Raw genomic sequence first — 17762 nt, forward strand, 5'->3', positions numbered from 1 at the left:
ATTGCGACTTTACAAGCTGTTGCTGCATTCCCATACGCTTATATCAAACCCGAAATCTACTTTGGATTGATAATGCGAGACAGGAAGCGCAGCGAGTCGAGTAAGCCATGCTTAGGCATGGATGCCGCTTCATGGCGTTTATCTAAAAATTCAAAGTTGCTTTGCGGATAAAGTTTGATAGAGCGGTCGCCTTTCTTTTGGTTACTTTATCTTTGGCGAAGCAAAGAAAAGTAACATGAAGCCCATGGATGGGCTTTATGATGCACAGGAAGTTGTAATCAGATTTCTCTATTCTCTTATTTCGCTCCTAAGCATCAAATCAACTAATCTGCTTTGTTACACTAATACCTAAACGTTTTGCAAGGCGGGTTAAATTAGCGCGGTCGGTGTTAAGTCCTCGTGCTGCGGCCGACCAATTGCCATTATGAGCTGTTAGCGTGTTGCGTATCATCTCGCTTTGAAAGCGCTCTGTTGCTTGTTTTAGGCTTTCATCGGGTTTTAGCAAAAATTGCTGCGTTTGAATTGGGCTAGCCTTTGGCTCATCGCTACTTGTGCCGTCAATTGCCAGTTCCCTTACTAATTCGCCGCAATCAATCGGGTTGATTATTACAATGGGAGATTTGGCATTTACCGATGCTTTCAGTGCCGCGCGGCTGATCACATGTTCTAGTTCGCGCACATTGCCAGGCCAATGATAGGCATTTAAATAGGGCAGCATATCTTTGGCGATTTTAAGCTGTTGCAAGCCTAGTTTGCGCCGTGATTGCTCGACAAAATAACCTGCCAATAAGGCAATATCGCCATTTCGAGCGCGCAGCGGTGGAATAGTAACGGGGTATACACTCAAACGGTGAAATAAATCGGCGCGAAAGTTTCCGTTATTTACTTCCTCTGCTAAATCGCGGTTGGTTGCGGCAATTACGCGTACATCAACATAATGAATATCATCTTGGCCAACGGGTTGTATTTCATTGGATTGTAGCGCGCGCAAAAGTTTACTTTGCGCTGCGAGTGGCAGTTCGCCCACTTCATCTAAAAATAACGTGCCGCCATCGGCCAACACAAATTTACCCGCGCGGTTTTTATCGGCACCGGTAAATGCGCCTTTTACATGGCCAAATAACTCGCTTTCAATTAAGTTTTCAGGCAGAGCAGCGCAGTTTACATACACCAAAGGTTTATCGGCGCGGCTTGACTGTAAGTGCAAGCGCCGTGCAATAAGCTCTTTACCTACGCCTGTTTCACCTTGAATAAGCACGCTAAAAGGCGATGCAGCGACTAAATTAACTTCTTGCTTTAGCTTTACCATGGCTTGGCTGTCGCCAATTAATTCGTTGCCATCACGGGCGATAGCTTCTTGGCTAAGCTCTGCCATTAGTAAATGCGAGCGTGAATTGCGCTGTTCTAATTCATCGAGTGTGAGGGCAATTTTTAAGGTGGCTGCAGCGATGGCGGCTAGAGCATCAAGTTTGTCTTGGCCTAAGTCGTCAAAGGCGTTGGGCTTTAGTGAGTCAAAGGTCAAAATGCCAATTAAACGCTCGGCAAAATAAAGTGGTAAGCCCATACAAGCGTGAATAGGTAAATCACCGGGGTGATCAGCAACTAGGCCATCATAAGGGTCGGGTAAAGGGCTAGATGATGCAAAACGCACAGGTTCTTTTGCTTCACAAATTGCTGCAAAACGCGGATGCTCGCCAATAACAAAACGCCTACCGAGTGTATCGGGTGTAAGCCCTTTAATAGCAAGTGGTTTTAATACTTCGCCACGCAGCGCCAATAGAGCAATGGCCTCGCACTCAATCACCGTCGCAAGGGTTTGTAACAGCTGTTCAAATCTGTCTTGATTATCGAGACTGGTCACTTGCGCTTTTGCAAATTCCACTAAGGTAAAAGAGTTAATTGCCATACAAAATCACCCATAAACACATCTGTGTCATTATGACTTATTTTTACGATGTGTCAAATTGACTTATTTGTTGGTTTTTAAAAGCACTTATTTTAATTAACTAGCTGATTAATATTAATAAATTAATTTTGGCATCGTTGCTGCTATATCAAGCTGAATTTAAATGAAATTAAGGCTTAATTATGCAGCAAGTGGTTAATGATACTGCGTTTATCAATCATGAGCGTGCGCTAACGCTTACACAAAAAAAGCAAAAAAACGTGTTTAGCTTAACTAAGCAAGTGGGTAATTGGTTAATGCTGGTGCCGGTTAGTTTGTTTATGGGTTGTTTGCTGATCAGTTACCCATTTGCTGAGTATTTTTCTATCGGTCAACAAATTGCTGCCCACATTGGCACCATGGTATTTCCCGCATTATTTAAAATTGGTTATGTGATCCGTTGTATTGGGCAACATGGCTTAGGCCTTCGCGTGTAGTGAAAAGGAAGGAATAAGCAATGTTACACATTCAAGAACCTTTGGCTGAAAACTCAACGCAACCAGCCTCATTTGCAGAGCACCCGTTTTTTCAGTTGGCATTTCGCTCCAGCTTTATTTTGGGGGCATTAGCGTCGATTGTCGCCATGACTATCTGGCTTGGCTTTTTAAATGCGTGGTGGCAGTTAAACCCAACAGGGCTTACGTCAACGGTATGGCATCTGCACGAAATGCTATTTGGCTTTGGTGCCACCATTGCCACTGGTTTTGTGTTAACTGCGGTGCAAACATGGACCGGCAGGCCAAGCATTAAAGGGCTGCCATTAATGGCATTGGTTAGCTTGTGGTTGGTGATCCGCGTTTTGTTTTTTGTTAACTCAACCGCAACCGTTATTTTGGCAACTGTGCTGCAAGGCCTTTGGTGGATAAGCATCATAGCTATTTACTCGCACATAGTGTTGCTTGCTAAAAACCGCCGTAATTATCTGTTTATACCGCTATTTAGTGTGATGGCACTTCTTGAAATGGCACTTTTAATCAGTGAGCTAACTATTGATACTGCACAGGCCCTGCATATTGGCCGTACTATGGTGTTGATGTTTGGCGTTTTAATGGGCATTGTGGGTGGGCGTGTTATTCCGTTTTTCACTCGAAATGGCGCCAAATTAGCGGCAGTGTCGCACCCTAAGCTGCTAGACCCGCTGTTACAGACTACCTCATTGCTAGGTGCTTTGGTTTTTTTCAGTCACTTTTATATTTCACTGCCGTTATCACCTGCGTATTTAATGATTGCTGCAGGGTGTTTGCACCTTGCAAAGCTGGGTTTTTGGCAAAGTAATAAAACTGCAGGCATTGCGCTTTTATGGTCGTTGCATTTGTCGTATGGCGCGCTGGGCGTTGGTCTAATTTTACTCGGTGCAAGTTATTTCACACCGCTTATCGCTTTTAGTTCTGGGCTTCATGTAATCACTGTGGGGGCGATGGGACTGATGGTCTTATCTATGATGAGCCGTGTTTCGCTGGGTCATACTGGCCGAATATTGATGCCCAAACCCGTTATCAGTTATGCATTTTTACTCATGGCTTTGGCCGCAATTATTCGCGCTTTAATGCCTTCTTTGGGCTATGCACACCTAGCGTGGCAACTAAGCGCAATGCTCTGGATAACTGCATTTTTCATGTTTATTTGGGTTTATTTGCCCATTTTGAAAGCGCCTCGCCAAGATGGCTTTCGTTAATTCTTAATTATTTATTTCTTAATTCTAACAACACGTTGCAACACACGAGGTAAACCATGTTACAACAACGTCATATCGATATTATTAAAAGTCTAGTGCCATTACTTACAGAAACCGGGCCTGCTTTAACAGATCATTTTTATTCGCGTCTTTTTAATCATCATCCTGAGCTTAAAAATATTTTTAATATGAGTAATCAAGAGTCTGGCAGACAAAAAGCTGCGCTTTTCGAAGCCATCGCAGCGTATGCCCATTACATTGATAATGTGGGCGCATTAAAAAGTGCGGTTGAGCGCATAGCCCATAAACACACAAGCTTTAATATTCAACCCGAAATGTACCAAATCGTGGGCCATCACCTTACAGAAACCCTACGTGAATTAACAGGTGAGTTATTTACCGCAGACGTAGAAGAAGCATGGACTGCAGCATATGACTTTTTAGCGTCTGTGTTTATTCATCGAGAAGGGGAGCTTTATGATAGCCGCGCACAAAGCCAAGGTGGTTGGCGCGATAGCCGCCCGTTTGTGGTGAGTGAAAAAAGTAAAGAATCTGAATTGGTCACGAGTTTTGTTTTAACACCAGAAGACGGTAAAGACGTTGTTGGTTTTATACCAGGGCAATATTTAGGTATTTCGGTGCAACCGAAGGATCACCCCTTTACTGAAATTCGCCAGTATTCGTTATCTACCAAACCAAATGGAAAAAATTACCGCATTTCAGTTAAGCGCGAAGTAGGCGAACCAAATGGTATTGTGTCTAATTACTTGCATGATCATATTGAAGGGGGCGATAGCCTTTTGGTTAACGCACCAGCAGGTGATTTCTTCTTTGAAGACAAACAATCACCTGTGGTACTGATTTCAGCAGGGGTTGGGGTTACTCCAATGCAATCAATGTTAGAGTATTTAGCTGCGCTCAATTATGAGCAGGATGTGTACTACTTACATGCCTGTCAATCAATTGAGCAGCATTCGTTTAAAGCCCGTACAGCGGAGCTTACTGCTTTAAATAATTGGCAAACCTACACTTGGTATGAAGACGCGAATGATGGCAACAATCAATCAAACACTACTTTTAACGGACTGGTTGATTTAAATAATGCCCGATTACCATACGGGCAAGCGCACTTTTATGTGTGTGGCCCAGTCGCTTTTATGCGTTTTATCAAAAAACAATTATTAGATATGGGAGTTGGCGAAGAACGTATTCACTACGAAGTGTTTGGCCCACATGCTGATTTATAACGGTTGGAAACAGCAAAACCCTAAAAAATAGCTTTGGGTTATTTTTAATATAAAGGTGTTGTTACTGGATAAAAGTAACAACACCTTTACTAACAAAGCTTTTCCTGTAGTTTTTCTCGGAACTGATCGCCAATGGGTATTTCAATATCGCCCAGCTCCACATACTGGTGCGCATAAGCGCTAATGTGGTCTATATTCACAATAAACGAGCGGTGCACACGGGCAAAGTTACTTGGCAACTGGCTTTCAAAGGCACTCATACTGCTTTTGATAATATGACTGTCATCGTGCAAAAAGATTTTTATGTAATCTTTTAACCCTTCTATATATAAAATGTTTTCAAACACAATGCGTACTTGTTTGCGGTTTTCACGCACAAACATCGCATTTGGCGTTTGTTGCGTTGGCACACTTGGTTCAGCGTGAAGTGTGTTAGTTATGCGTTGTTTAAACTTTTCAATGGCTTTAAAAAAACGCGAAAACACAATGGGTTTTAATAGGTAATCCACCGCATCTAACTCAAACCCTGCAATGGCATAGTCGCGATACGCGGTAGTAAAAATAACATAGGGTTTATGCGCAAGATTTTGATAAAAATCAGTGCCTTTTAACACCGGCATTTCAATGTCCAAAAACAATAAATCCACGCTTTGGTTTTGTAATAATTGATGCGCTTCAATGGCGCTGCTGCAGCTGGCAACGAGTTCAAATTCAGCAAACTGCGCTAAATGCATTTCAATCAGTTCGCGGCCAAGCGCTTCATCATCCACAATGATGCAGCGATAGCGTTTTTGTTGAGTTTGAATTGCCATACTTACTTTGTTTCCATGTTAAGTGTGAGGGTCGCCAAATAGCTATTTTTGGTATGATCAATGGTCAGTGAAAATGCGTTAGGGTAGAGCATTTCAAGTTGTTTGGTCATATTGTTTAAACCCACACTGGGCGAATCGTTATTGGCTTCGCTGTGCTCTGGAATTGAGTTCTTAACTTCAAAGGTGATTGCATCACGATTTGAGGTTAACACAATGTCGACAAACGCGGTATTTAGCTCATTACTGGTGCTGTGTTTACAGGCGTTTTCCACCAAGTTTAATAACAGCAAAGGGGCGATGGTGTGGGGATGATTAATCTCGCTAGAAAAATTCACTTTGAGCGTGTCTGACTTACGAATGCATTCTAAATCTAGGTAGTTTTGTATAAGTGTAATTTCACTATTAAGCGATATATAGCGCTCGTTACAGCGATAAACTACGTAATCTAAAATATCAGCCAGCTTTTCAATTACCAGCGGTGTTTGGTCGGACTTTTTCAGTGCCAGTAAATACAAATTATTAAGTGTATTAAAAATAAAATGCGGGTTTAGTTGGTTTTTTAAAGCGGCTAATTCGGCTAAGTTTTTCTGCTCTTTTAACTCCAAAATATAGCTTTGTTTTTTGTAAAACTGCCTTGCCATAAGCACTGCTGTTGGGAAAAACAGTTGTGGCATTTTTGAAAAGATAATGTATTTCAATGCCCAAAAGCTAAATAAACGATACTGAATGCCCTGATCCTGTGTAACATAGAGCAAATTTTGGTAGGTCTCTGGGTAACTGGGTTCAATATAAAAATAGCGAACAGCAATCACCCAGTATGCACCAAGTAAAAGTACACCCAATAACGCGGCGATAAAAAGGGGCATTTGGTCTTTATCAAGTAACTTGGACACTAAGAACTTTAAGGTTACAAATGCAACGACGGCTTGCGCAAATACAATGTTGCCGATGGTTTCTATTATTTCTTTGAATGATGCGTAGTTTTCCCAGTGCGGCCCCATGTTCAGTAAAAACACCAATATCCAAAACGCTAACAACCAAATGTGTGTGCTTTTTGGCTGTGTAAGGGTATTGTTTGCTTTATTTAGTTCATTCAACATCTTAGTTTGGCAGCTCTGAATTTACTGGGGTATCGCTTTCACTATATCTCAATAACAAATCAAAGAGCTAGTGTATAGACAAACGCATCGTTACTGTCGACGAAAACAGCTTTTCTGTCGCTTTTTAGCAAAACGCCCATATCACCAATTTAATCGCTAGTTGTAAGCGGTTGGTCGAGTAAATACACACGCGCTAGAAAACCCATAACACTGAGTCTTACTTTTAATAGCAGGACATTATTATGCGTTTACTCATCACCCTTTTTATTTTAACCACACACATCGCGTTTGCTGATGACAGACAAGCCACTCTTGAGGCATCACATGCAAAAGCAGCAACAGTGCAACACCAAAAAGCCATTTTGGTTACTGGTGCAAGTTCAGGCATTGGTCGAACAATCACTGAAACGTTAGCACGCCAAGGACACTTTGTATTTGCTGGCGCACGCAAGCAAAAAGACATTGATGCATTGAACCAACTTACAAATGTGCAAGCAATACGGTTAGATGTAACCATTCAGTCAGATATCGATGCAGCAGTAAATACCGTTAAAGCGTCGGGCAAAAAGCTTCATGGCCTTGTTAATAATGCAGGGGTTGCGGTGTTTGGCCCCTTAATTGAAATCCCCGAGCGCGATCTTCAGTTTCAACACAACGTCAATGTAATGGGGCCTTATCGAATTACTAAGGCGTTTGCGCCATTAATTATCGAAAACAAAGGACGCATTGCCAATATTGGTTCAATTTCAGGATTGATGTCGAGCACCATGTTTGGCCCTTACAGCATGACAAAACATGCCATCGAAGCGTTTAGTGAAGCGTTATCTGCAGAAATGCGTAAGTTTGATGTGAAAGTCAGTGTTATTGCGCCTGGAAATTACAACTCCAATATTATGAAAAACCTGAAACGTCGCTTGGAAAAACAAGGGCATCATTTTGCCAATTCTCGCTATCAGGATGAATACAAACGGTTTGCCAAATTTACCAACCCTGATCGCAGCCGTTTTAAAGCGCCCGATGATGTTGCCAATGCGGTTGTGAAAGCACTATTCGATGAAACCCCCCATTTGCGCTACCTAGTAGTACCCAACGAGCAAGAGGCCATGATGCCAATTAAAAACACGCTCAAAAAAGTAGCTGAGCTTAATGCCTCACATGCGTTTACGTTTGATAAAAAACAGATGCTTGCATGGCTGTCGCACGAAATCGACAAAGCAAATCAGTAGCGTGTGAGGAGTGATAGCATGACCAGTCAAACACGTAAATTGAGTATTTCAGGTTTATTAAACACCTTGTCGCAGGTTAAATCGAACGAGCAAACTGCCACACTCGCGGCATTTATTATGGCATTTATTTTAATGGCGGCGTATTTTGTGCTGCGCCCTGTGCGAGACGCCCTTGCCAGCGATTGGAGCGACAGCGAGGTGAGTTTTTTATGGAATATGCAGTTTGTTATTAGCGTAGTGATTGTCTCTGTGTATGGCTTTGCGATTGATAAGCTCAAGTTTAAGTACATAGTGCCAACCGTTTATAGCTTATTTGCAGGCAGTTTTATCGCGTTTTATTTGTTAATGCCGCTGTTTTCCTCCGCCGTTTTGATTGAAAAGGCCTTTTATGTGTGGGTGAGCGCATTTAGCTTATTTCATATTTCGGTGTTTTGGAGCTTTATGTCCGACACCTTTAATCAAAAACAAAGCACGCGTTTATTTCCCATCATCGCTGCGGGCGCAAGTGCTGGCGCGATTATCGGCCCGTCTATTCCGTCACTTTTTGGCAGTGTATTAGATGAAGGGCAGCTTATGTTAATCGCCGCCTCAGCCTTAATGCTGGTGGTGCCTCTCACTTTATATATTTACCGCTTAAAGCATACGCAACTTCACAATACGCAGCATAGTTTTGATGCAACAACATTATCATTGGCACAAGGCTGGGCAAGCGGGTTTAAATCACTTATTTCAAATCCAAAACTGTTAGGCATTGCCGCATTTATTTTGCTGTATGTATTTATCGGCTCATTTATTTACTTTGAACAAAAACAATTACTGGCGCCGTATTCGCGGGCAGAGCGCACACAAATATTGGCAAGCATTGATTGGTTTGTGAATGTACTGACCTTTGTTATGGCGTTTTTTGTCTCTGGGCGCTTAGTTAAAAAAGCGGGGCTAGGTGTGTCTTTGGCGCTAGTGCCACTTTTGTTAATGGCTGGTTTATTGATTTTGGCATTTGCGCCAAGCGTGATGGTGATTTTGGTAATTCAAATTGTGCGCCGCGCAGGTAACTACTCACTTACTCGCCCTGCAAGAGAAATGCTGTTTACTCAAGTAACGGTAGATGAACGTTTTAAAGCAAAACCGGTAATTGATGTAGCCGTTTATCGTGGCGGCGATGCGGTAAGTGGCATGTTATTCGCGGGGTTAACCGATGGTTTAGGACTTGGATTATTTGCAGTCTCACTGGTGGGGGCGAGTATCGCATCACTTTGGGCGTTTTTTGGCTTTTTGCTCGGAAGAGGCTATGCGAATTCACATTTATCAAAAACAGAGAATGCTGAATTATCGCCATTAGCAGCAAGCCGTTCAAATGCCTAAAGTACATGAACCAATGAATTTAAGGAGAAAAGATGCACGTTAAATACCTTATGTTGATTATGGTTTGTGTGAGTTTTTCATGTATTGCTTATGAACCGCTCTCACTCTCTCAATTACAAACACTGTTAACAGAGCCTAATCGTTCAGATGTTGATAAACAGCACGATGCAAATAGACAGCCAGCCCAAGTAATGCGTTTTGCAGGCGTTGCCAGCGGACAGATTATACTTGATATTTATGCGGGTGGCGGTTGGTACAGTGAACTGTTTGCTCGTGCTGTGGGAGAGCAAGGTAAAGTCTATGCTCATAACGATAGGCTTACTTGGCACTTTGGCAAAAAAGAAATGTTGGCGCGTTCTAAGCGCCAAACGCTCAAAAATATGATGCGTTTTGACCAAGTTGCAATAAAAGATCTTCCGTTGCCTTCGTCGAGCATTGATATTGCGTTTATGGGCATCAACTATCACGATTTGTTTTTTACCCATCGATATCGCAATGGTGAATTGCAAATTATGCGCGAGAAGATTGTGGATTATCGCGAGGCCTTTAGCCATATAAAAAACTTACTTAAACCAGAAGGCGTGCTGATTATTATTGATCACCATGCCAAGGCGGGTTCTGGTTATGACGCTGCTAATGACTTACACCGAATTGACGCAAATATTGTGAAGTATCAGTTGCAATCACTGGGGTTTAGTTTAAAAGAAGAAGCCTTTTATTTAATAAATCCAAACGACGATTTGGAACAATCGGTATTTGCAAAAGGTATTCGGGGTAAAACCAGTCGCTTTATTTTAAAGTTTGGTAAAGCAGAGCAACATTAGCGTTGGCAACAGTGTTTATTTAATAGTAGTTATTAAAAGTGCATATACAAAAGTAATGCCTTAGAACAGCATTACTTTTTATAAGGTGAGTACTTATTCGATTAAAGTAACTAGCCGTTACTTTAATCGTAATTGAACAAACTCAGCGAGTTTATCAACTGCGTGCGACTCTTCGCTTTGTTTGATTAAGCTAATACCTACTTCGCCAAGTTCAGGCAGTTGGCTGGTGGATTTTGCCCAGTTTAAGTCGTTTGGTACCGTGTGTTTGGCAAGTACTGTAATGCCTAGGTTTTCTTTTAATGCAGCGCTAATGCCAGCAAGGTCGGCGTTGGTGTACACAATACGCCATTTTAATCCGGCTTTTTCCAGTGCATCAATGGCGCGGCGGCGATAAATACAGCCTTCTTCTGCGGCAATCAGATTAACTACTTCGGTGTTGATGTTATTTACATCACCTACCCATACTAGCTCATCATCCATAAAAATAGGGTACTTAGACTGCTCAGGGCCCTCTAATAGTGCCAATATTAAATCGTATTGTTCGCGGTTATCGCTGTGGCGTAGCTTTTTACTGAGCTCTGACTTTACCTCTAAGGCAACATCAGGGTACAGGCTTACAAAATCACCAATAATGGCAGGCAATACGGTGGCTGCAAACTCACTTGGAATACCCAAACGCACTTTACCTGCTAATACCTCAGAGCTAAAGGTTTGCAAAATAGTGTCGTTTACTTGAAGCAACTGCTTTGCCAGTGGCATTAAAATTTCCCCATGCTGGTTAAGCACTTGGCGCTGGCCTTGTTTTTTAAACAGCTTATTACCTAATAACTCTTCTAAACGCTTAATCTGCAAACTTACAGCAGGTTGCGATAAACCAAGCAATTCACCCGCTTTGGCAAAACCGCCAACCTCAACCACTGTGATTAAGGTGCGTAAGCTATCAGTTGGGATATTTTTCATAAAGCACTCCAAACATTAGATTTTGAAATTTATTTTTGTTTGATGATTAGTATTATTTATCAATTTATAAAAAAATACAATTTGATTGTTGCAAGGTGGCCTAACATAATTTTGCTTGTTAATTTTCACTGGAGATTGGGCATGACAACACAAGTGCCTCAGCTATTTGGTAGCCATCAAAATGCATACACGGGCGCAAACGAAATTGCGCAAATGAACGATCGCACCATTATTGATGTGACGGGCAGCGCTGCGTTACCGTATTTACAAACACTTATTTCCAGTGATGTACGCCATTTAACTGTGCCGGGAATGGGGCTTCGTTGCACAGCAAAAGTCAATGAAATTGCGCTTGAGCTTTACTACTTTACTGAACTGGCGTTTCGTATTTTTGTCGATAACGACATTGCACCTGCTTTAGTTGCTGCGTTAAGTGAAGGGGAAGAGTCGCACGATATTGATGTGATCACCCGTAACGATTTACGCATTTTAGCACTGCGTGGTGATAATGCGTTTAAAACGGTATTAAGCGAATTTGCACTAACACCTGGCATTATTTTAACCGGTGAGCAGCAACGCTACGCGCGCCAAGCGGGTAATGTGTTTTTAACCGCTACTCATTTAGAAAGCCACAAGGGTTACGAGCTAGTCGCAAAAAGCGACGAGCTCGCTAAATGGCAAAGCCGATTTATTGCACTAGGCTTTAGCGAGCAAGCAGAATTACTAGTTTAAGCAAAGGCTTAACAAAGTTAATAGCGGTTAGTTTTACCGCTATTTTATATTTAGCGTTGTAATCAATTTAATAAATAAAAATTATTGAAATAAATTAATTACATAATGCGTAAAACTAATAACTTTCTGGGTGCGAAAGCCATATTGTTTCGGTATAATCGCCGCCCATGTTATTCCCTCAACCGGACAATTGTCCTGTTGAAGCCACGCCGCACCGAGTGCGGGTAGATTTGAAAGTGTAGGAATATTATGACTTCAAAAACTGTATTACACGCCAAGCATCTTGAAGCGGGTGCAAAAATGGTTGATTTCCACGGCTGGGAAATGCCAATCAACTATGGTTCACAAATCGAAGAGCACCACGCTGTTCGCCAAGATGCCGGTATGTTCGACGTGTCACACATGACAATCGTTGACGTTAAAGGCGAAGATGCAAAACCTTTTTTACGTAAACTAGTAGCAAACGATGTAGAAAAACTACAAGTTGCTGGTAAAGCGTTATACACAGGTATGCTTAACGCCGAAGGCGGTGTAATTGACGACCTAATCATTTATTTCTTCACTGAAACTGAGTACCGCCTAGTGGTTAACTCAGCAACACGCGAAAAAGATCTTAAGCACATTGCTACAGTAGCTGCAAACTTCAAAGTTGAAGTAACTGAGCGCCCTGAATACGCAATGATTGCGGTACAAGGCCCGAATGCTAAAGCAAAAACGGCAACAATTCTTGACGAAAATCAACAAGCTGCCGTTGAAGGTATGAAACCATTCTTTGGCGTACAAGCGGGTGATTTATTTATCGCAACAACTGGCTATACTGGTGAAGACGGTTATGAAATCGTTGTTCATAACGACGGTGCAGAAGCGTTATGGCAAGAACTTTTAGACGCAGGTGTTCGCCCAGCAGGCCTTGGTGCACGTGACACGCTACGTTTAGAAGCAGGTATGAACCTTTACGGCCTAGATATGGACGAAACGGTATCACCACTTGCAGCTAACATGGCGTGGACACTGGCTTGGGAACCAGCAGATCGTGACTTTATCGGTCGTGACGTGGTTGCTAAGCAGCGCGAGGAAAAAAGTACTGACAAATTAGTTGGTTTAGTGCTTGAAGAAAAAGGCGTACTACGCGCTGGTCTTAAAGTAATTGTTGACGGTGGCGAAGGTGTGATTACTTCTGGTACATTCTCACCGACACTGGGTCACAGTATTGCCCTTGCACGCGTGCCGCGCTCAACTGGCGACACTGCACAAGTTGAAATGCGTAAAAAGCACGTTGACGTAAAAGTTGTAAAACCTTGCTTTGTACGCAATGGTAAATCAGTAATCTAAATCGATATGGGGTATTAATACCCCTTATATCAATTGCATCAAGCTGGCAAGCTAGATTAGTGATAGGAAAATGGATTGATAACGAGGCAAAATTTTAGTGGTGTAGTTGGGCTACATAAGAAAATTTTAACGACGTTAGGAATTCATTTAACACACTAAGATGATTGAAAGTTTGATAAAATTGATATCAAAATAAATTAAACCGAAGGATTTATAAGAATGAGCAATATCCCTGCCGATTTAAAATATGCATCTTCACACGAATGGGTTCGCGCTGAAGGTAATGGTGTTTACTCAGTAGGTATCTCTGAGCACGCACAAGAGCTATTAGGTGATATGGTTTTCGTTGACCTACCAGACGTAGACGACGAAGTAGATGCAGGTGAAGACTGTGCAGTAGCAGAATCTGTAAAAGCAGCGTCTGATATTTACGCACCAATCTCAGGTACTATCGTTGAAATCAACGAAGAACTAGAAGATTCTCCAGAAACAGTTAACTCTGACCCATACGGCGATGGTTGGTTATTCAAAATTAAAGCATCTGACGAGTCAGAGCTAGATAACCTACTTGACGCTGAAGGTTACCAAAATTCGATCGACGAAGACTAGTAGAGCGTATTAACCTTTCAAGTTCGCTTTTGCAGCTGCTTGATTGGTTTTTGTACAAGGCAGAGCCAGCGTCGTATAGTTATTCTATATAAGTCTGGCGATAACACAGTAGAAAAGGCAATCAAGCGCTGCCTGTTAGGTTCAATTGAGCGCGCCTTTCTCTTTGTTGCTCGGCCTTTACTTAGATGACTAAGCTGCAAGCCGAGCGCCGCGATAAATGCACGCTCAAAATGAACAAAATCGGAACGAGAAAGGGCAATACGCTCTTAATCGTATAACGATTTGTTAATGAAAAGCTCCAGATTTGGAGCTTTTCATGTTTTTACACCTAGTGAATATTTAAAAGTTTTATTTAAATATAAATTTTTTAAATATTTTTTAAATTTTTGATTAGTAAAGCCAATCATTCACCTCAATTATATCGAGCGGATGAAAGGCCGCCTAAGCTTACTGAGCACACAGTAAACTTAGCTAGTCGTGTATGTAAATGCCATAGGAAGTTAGACACATGTCAAACGTAAAATCGCTTGAACAACTTGAGCAAAAGCAAGATTTTATCCGCCGCCATATCGGTCCGGACGCAAACCAGATGTCAGCAATGCTAGCTGAGCTGGGCGTATCAAGTGTTGAAGAGCTTATGAACGAAACCGTGCCTGCAAGTATTCGTTTAGAGCAAGGTCTTAGCATTGGTGAAAGCCGCACTGAAGTTGAAACACTGAGCTACTTAAAATCAGTAGCAAGCAAAAATAAGATTTTTAAATCTTACATTGGTCAGGGCTACCACCCAACGCACACACCTAACGTAATTTTACGTAACGTGTTAGAAAACCCAGGTTGGTACACAGCGTACACGCCATACCAGCCAGAAATCGCACAAGGTCGTTTAGAATCACTACTTAACTTCCAAACGCTTTCAATGGATTTAACAGGTCTTGACCTTGCGTCTGCGTCACTACTTGATGAATCAACAGCAGCTGCTGAAGCAATGGCACTTTCTAAGCGTGTAGCAAAAGCGAAAAAAGCAAATATCTTCTTTATTGCAGAAGACGTACACGCACAAACAATCGACGTTGTAGCAACACGTGCAGAACAGTTTGGTTTTGAAGTAGTGGTTGGCCCTGCGGCAGATGCAGTAAATCACGAAATCTTCGGTGCGCTTTTCCAATACCCAAGCACAACGGGTGAAGTTGTTGACGTACAAGGTCTAATCGCTGACGTACAAGACAAAAAAGCAATCGCCTGTGTGGCAGCAGACATCATGTCACTAGTATTACTTAAAGCGCCAGGTAAACTAGGCGCAGACGTAGTGTTAGGTTCTGCACAGCGTTTTGGTGTACCGATGGGTTACGGTGGTCCTCACGCGGCATTCTTCGCAACTCGCGATAAGTACAAGCGTTCACTTCCTGGCCGTATTATTGGTGTTTCTAAAGACCGTTTAGGTAACGACGCACTACGTATGGCAATGCAAACACGTGAGCAGCACATCCGCCGTGAAAAAGCGAATTCAAATATTTGTACTGCGCAGGTGTTACTTGCAAACATGGCAGCGTTCTACGCGGTTTACCACGGTGCAGAAGGCTTACGCACAATCGCATCACGCATTAATCGTTTCGCAAGCATTTTAGCAACAGGCTTAAAAGCAAAAGGCGTAACGCTTAAGCACGACACCTGGTTTGACACCATCACAGTAACAAGCAACAAAGACGAAATCGTTGCACGCGCAGAAGCAGCAGAGATTAACTTTGCTAAAAATCACGACGGTGAATTCTCAATTTCAGTTAACGAAACCACAACACGTGACGACGTAGCTGAACTATTCGATATCATCCTTGGCGCAGGCCACGGCCTTGACGTTGCAGCACTTGATGCACAAGTAACAACAGACAACATCACAGGTATTCCAGAGAAGCTTGTACGCGATGACGAATTCTTAACGCACCCTAATTTCAACAGCTACCACAGCGAAACTGAAATGCTGCGTTATATCAAGCGCCTAGAGAACAAAGACTTAGCGCTTAACCACTCAATGATCTCGCTTGGTTCATGTACCATGAAACTAAACGCGACCGCTGAGATGATCCCAATTACTTGGCCTGAGTTTGCAAACCTTCACCCATTCTGCCCGCTAGACCAAGCAGAAGGTTACCAAGTAATGATTAACGAGTTACACGACTGGTTAGTAAACATTACAGGTTACGATGCAGTATCACTTCAGCCTAACTCAGGTGCACAAGGTGAATACGCAGGTCTTATCGCGATTCGTAAATACCACGAGTCACGTGGCGAAGGTCACCGTAATGTGTGCTTAATTCCAAGCTCTGCACACGGTACTAACCCTGCATCTGCGCAAATGGCAAGCATGAAAGTTGTGGTTGTTGAGTGTGATAAGCAAGGTAACGTTGACGTTGCTGACCTTAAAGCAAAAGCAGAAGAGGTTTCAGAAAACCTTTCTTGTATTATGATCACTTACCCGTCTACCCACGGTGTATTTGAAGATACCATCATGGAAATCTGTGACATCGTTCACCAGCACGGCGGCCAAGTTTATATGGACGGCGCGAACATGAACGCACAGGTTGGCGTAACTAGCCCAGGCTTTATCGGTTCTGACGTTTCGCACCTTAACCTTCACAAAACGTTCTGTATTCCACACGGTGGCGGTGGTCCAGGTGTTGGTCCAATTGGTGTTAAATCGCACCTTGCACCATTTATGCCTAACCACAGCGTTATTAACGTACCGGGTACAACTGAAGGTAACGGCGCAGTATCAGCAGCACCTTACGGCTCAGCTGCAATTCTACCTATTTCATGGGCATACATTGCAATGATGGGTTCTGAGGGCCTTAAACAAGCAACTGAAACGGCAATTGTAAGTGCTAACTACCTAACTGAAAAGCTAAGCGAACACTACCCAATCTTGTACCGTGGTCAAAACAACCGCGTTGCGCACGAGTGTATTGTTGATTTACGCCCAATCAAAGAGCAAACCGGTATCACCGAAATGGATATCGCTAAACGCTTACAAGATTACGGCTTCCATTCACCAACAATGTCGTTCCCAGTAGCGGGCACGTTAATGATTGAGCCAACTGAATCAGAAAGCAAAATGGAAATTGATCGCTTTATTGAAGCAATGGTATCGATTAAAGCAGAAGTAAACAAAATTGCTTCTGGCGAGTGGACAATCGAAAACAACCCGCTTGTATTTGCACCGCACACACAAGCTGACGTACTAGGTAATGAGTGGGAGCGCGCATACGACCGCTTCTACGCGGCATTCCCAGTACCAGCGGTAGCAAAAGACAAGTTCTGGCCAACCGTAACACGTATCGATGACGTGTACGGTGACCGCAACTTAATTTGTAGCTGTCCGGCGGTTGATAGCTATCGTGATGATGCGTAATTAACTGATTTAGTTATAGAATGTAATAAAAAGCAGCCTAATGGCTGCTTTTTTTATGGGGGGAATTGGGGTAGGATTGGTTAAAGCTTTTCGATATCGTTAGTTCTAGTTTCGTAAAAACTGATTTTTTAACTTTCAGACGTTAGAACAACGTGATCGTCTTACTAGGCATAATTTAAAAGGATATTTATGCAGTCTCGAATTCATAATCTTATCGTTTCTTCAATCAAGCGAAATGCTCAAACTCGAATGGCTGAAGCTGAAACTAAGACAGAGTCCAGTATTGAAAATTTATCTAACGAAGTCATACATCAGTTAACAACCCTTTTTAGAGGTCAAGGAATTAAAGTTGGCGATTTTGAGCAAGGTGAAAATGGACCAAAGAATTTTGAAAGTAACCTTGGTGACTTTATTGAATTCAATGATGAGGACGAAGCCAATATTGATGATTTTGAAAATTTTGGTAGTGAAGTAGCTACATTACTTGCAAATAGACTAAATGCTGGTCAAGCGATAATAGCAAAAGACGGATATC

At 42.4% G+C, this 17762-nt stretch carries 15 protein-coding genes; 11 read left to right on the forward strand and 4 right to left on the reverse strand.

Features of this window, described 5'->3' with window-relative positions; genetic code table 11:
• Window positions 1–319 precede the first annotated feature (319 nt).
• Window positions 320–1906, reverse strand: a complete 1587-nt coding sequence (norR, locus tag L1068_RS21500) for a nitric oxide reductase transcriptional regulator NorR (RefSeq protein WP_237131909.1) — start codon at window positions 1904–1906, stop codon at window positions 320–322.
• A 182-nt stretch (window positions 1907–2088) separates the two neighbouring features.
• On the opposite strand from norR, the gene L1068_RS21505 reads away from it, so the two are divergent.
• Genes L1068_RS21505 through hmpA form a run of 3 tightly spaced genes read left to right on the forward strand, consistent with a single transcriptional unit; the run spans window position 2089 to window position 4867 of the window.
• Window positions 2089–2382, forward strand: a complete 294-nt coding sequence (locus tag L1068_RS21505) for a hypothetical protein (RefSeq protein WP_237131910.1) — start codon at window positions 2089–2091, stop codon at window positions 2380–2382.
• Between the two features lie 20 nt (window positions 2383–2402).
• Window positions 2403–3620: an NnrS family protein gene (locus tag L1068_RS21510; RefSeq protein ID WP_237131911.1), complete on the forward strand. Its 1218-nt coding sequence runs from the start codon at window positions 2403–2405 to the stop codon at window positions 3618–3620.
• A 56-nt stretch (window positions 3621–3676) separates the two neighbouring features.
• The gene (gene hmpA, locus L1068_RS21515; RefSeq protein WP_237131912.1) at window positions 3677–4867 is read left to right on the forward strand and encodes an NO-inducible flavohemoprotein; all 1191 of its coding nucleotides are present in this window, start codon (window positions 3677–3679) and stop codon (window positions 4865–4867) included.
• An 89-nt stretch (window positions 4868–4956) separates the two neighbouring features.
• Here the strand turns inward: hmpA and L1068_RS21520 are convergent, their stop codons facing one another.
• Together L1068_RS21520 and L1068_RS21525 are read right to left on the reverse strand one after the other, a co-directional pair.
• Window positions 4957–5679, reverse strand: coding sequence for a LytTR family DNA-binding domain-containing protein (locus tag L1068_RS21520; RefSeq protein WP_237131913.1), 723 nt, complete (start codon window positions 5677–5679; stop codon window positions 4957–4959).
• Between the two features lie 2 nt (window positions 5680–5681).
• On the reverse strand, window positions 5682–6779 hold the full coding sequence (locus tag L1068_RS21525) for a sensor histidine kinase (RefSeq protein ID WP_237131914.1): 1098 nt from the start codon (window positions 6777–6779) through the stop codon (window positions 5682–5684).
• 242 nt (window positions 6780–7021) lie between these two features.
• On the opposite strand from L1068_RS21525, the gene L1068_RS21530 reads away from it, so the two are divergent.
• The 3 genes from L1068_RS21530 to L1068_RS21540 are packed head-to-tail and all read left to right on the forward strand — an operon-like array spanning window position 7022 to window position 10191.
• A complete protein-coding gene (locus L1068_RS21530; protein WP_237131915.1) occupies window positions 7022–8005 on the forward strand; it encodes an SDR family oxidoreductase in 984 nt (327 codons plus the stop codon).
• Between the two features lie 18 nt (window positions 8006–8023).
• Complete coding sequence (locus L1068_RS21535; RefSeq protein ID WP_237131916.1) at window positions 8024–9367, forward strand: MFS transporter; 1344 nt, start codon at window positions 8024–8026, stop codon at window positions 9365–9367.
• Window positions 9368–9399: 32 nt separating this feature from the next.
• On the forward strand, window positions 9400–10191 hold the full coding sequence (locus L1068_RS21540) for a methyltransferase domain-containing protein (RefSeq protein ID WP_237131917.1): 792 nt from the start codon (window positions 9400–9402) through the stop codon (window positions 10189–10191).
• A gap of 117 nt (window positions 10192–10308) precedes the next feature.
• On the opposite strand, the gene L1068_RS21545 is transcribed toward L1068_RS21540, so the two are convergent.
• Window positions 10309–11151, reverse strand: coding sequence for a LysR family transcriptional regulator (locus L1068_RS21545; RefSeq protein ID WP_237131918.1), 843 nt, complete (start codon window positions 11149–11151; stop codon window positions 10309–10311).
• 141 nt (window positions 11152–11292) lie between these two features.
• Here L1068_RS21545 and L1068_RS21550 point away from each other — a divergent pair, with 141 nt between their 5' ends.
• The 5 genes from L1068_RS21550 to L1068_RS21570 form a co-directional block, all read left to right on the forward strand.
• Window positions 11293–11883: a hypothetical protein gene (locus L1068_RS21550; protein WP_237131919.1), complete on the forward strand. Its 591-nt coding sequence runs from the start codon at window positions 11293–11295 to the stop codon at window positions 11881–11883.
• 249 nt (window positions 11884–12132) lie between these two features.
• Entirely contained in the window at window positions 12133–13215 is a 1083-nt protein-coding gene (gcvT, locus tag L1068_RS21555; protein ID WP_237131920.1) for a glycine cleavage system aminomethyltransferase GcvT, read from the forward strand.
• A 219-nt stretch (window positions 13216–13434) separates the two neighbouring features.
• A complete protein-coding gene (gcvH, locus tag L1068_RS21560) occupies window positions 13435–13824 on the forward strand; it encodes a glycine cleavage system protein GcvH (protein WP_237131921.1) in 390 nt (129 codons plus the stop codon).
• A gap of 508 nt (window positions 13825–14332) precedes the next feature.
• A complete protein-coding gene (gene gcvP, locus L1068_RS21565) occupies window positions 14333–17227 on the forward strand; it encodes an aminomethyl-transferring glycine dehydrogenase (RefSeq protein ID WP_237131922.1) in 2895 nt (964 codons plus the stop codon).
• 189 nt (window positions 17228–17416) lie between these two features.
• Window positions 17417–17762, forward strand: a 346-nt coding sequence (locus tag L1068_RS21570; protein ID WP_237131923.1) for a hypothetical protein, incomplete at its 3' end; no start/stop codon positions are given.

The organism is Pseudoalteromonas sp. MMG024 (assembly GCF_021654175.1).
GTDB lineage: Bacteria > Pseudomonadota > Gammaproteobacteria > Enterobacterales > Alteromonadaceae > Pseudoalteromonas.

Bases quoted from the DNA above. Each gene is read 5' to 3' on its own strand.
- L1068_RS21510 (WP_237131911.1), top strand. From the start codon at position 2,403: ATGTTACACATTCAAGAACCTTTGGCTGAAAACTCAACGCAACCAGCC.
- L1068_RS21530 (WP_237131915.1), top strand. From the start codon at position 7,022: ATGCGTTTACTCATCACCCTTTTTATTTTAACCACACACATCGCGTTT.
- gcvT (WP_237131920.1), top strand. From the start codon at position 12,133: ATGACTTCAAAAACTGTATTACACGCCAAGCATCTTGAAGCGGGTGCA.
- gcvH (WP_237131921.1), top strand. From the start codon at position 13,435: ATGAGCAATATCCCTGCCGATTTAAAATATGCATCTTCACACGAATGG.
- L1068_RS21540 (WP_237131917.1), top strand. From the start codon at position 9,400: ATGCACGTTAAATACCTTATGTTGATTATGGTTTGTGTGAGTTTTTCA.
- norR (WP_237131909.1), bottom strand. From the start codon at position 1,906: ATGGCAATTAACTCTTTTACCTTAGTGGAATTTGCAAAAGCGCAAGTG.
- L1068_RS21535 (WP_237131916.1), top strand. From the start codon at position 8,024: ATGACCAGTCAAACACGTAAATTGAGTATTTCAGGTTTATTAAACACC.
- L1068_RS21525 (WP_237131914.1), bottom strand. From the start codon at position 6,779: ATGTTGAATGAACTAAATAAAGCAAACAATACCCTTACACAGCCAAAA.
- hmpA (WP_237131912.1), top strand. From the start codon at position 3,677: ATGTTACAACAACGTCATATCGATATTATTAAAAGTCTAGTGCCATTA.
- L1068_RS21505 (WP_237131910.1), top strand. From the start codon at position 2,089: ATGCAGCAAGTGGTTAATGATACTGCGTTTATCAATCATGAGCGTGCG.
- gcvP (WP_237131922.1), top strand. From the start codon at position 14,333: ATGTCAAACGTAAAATCGCTTGAACAACTTGAGCAAAAGCAAGATTTT.
- L1068_RS21550 (WP_237131919.1), top strand. From the start codon at position 11,293: ATGACAACACAAGTGCCTCAGCTATTTGGTAGCCATCAAAATGCATAC.
- L1068_RS21520 (WP_237131913.1), bottom strand. From the start codon at position 5,679: ATGGCAATTCAAACTCAACAAAAACGCTATCGCTGCATCATTGTGGAT.
- L1068_RS21545 (WP_237131918.1), bottom strand. From the start codon at position 11,151: ATGAAAAATATCCCAACTGATAGCTTACGCACCTTAATCACAGTGGTT.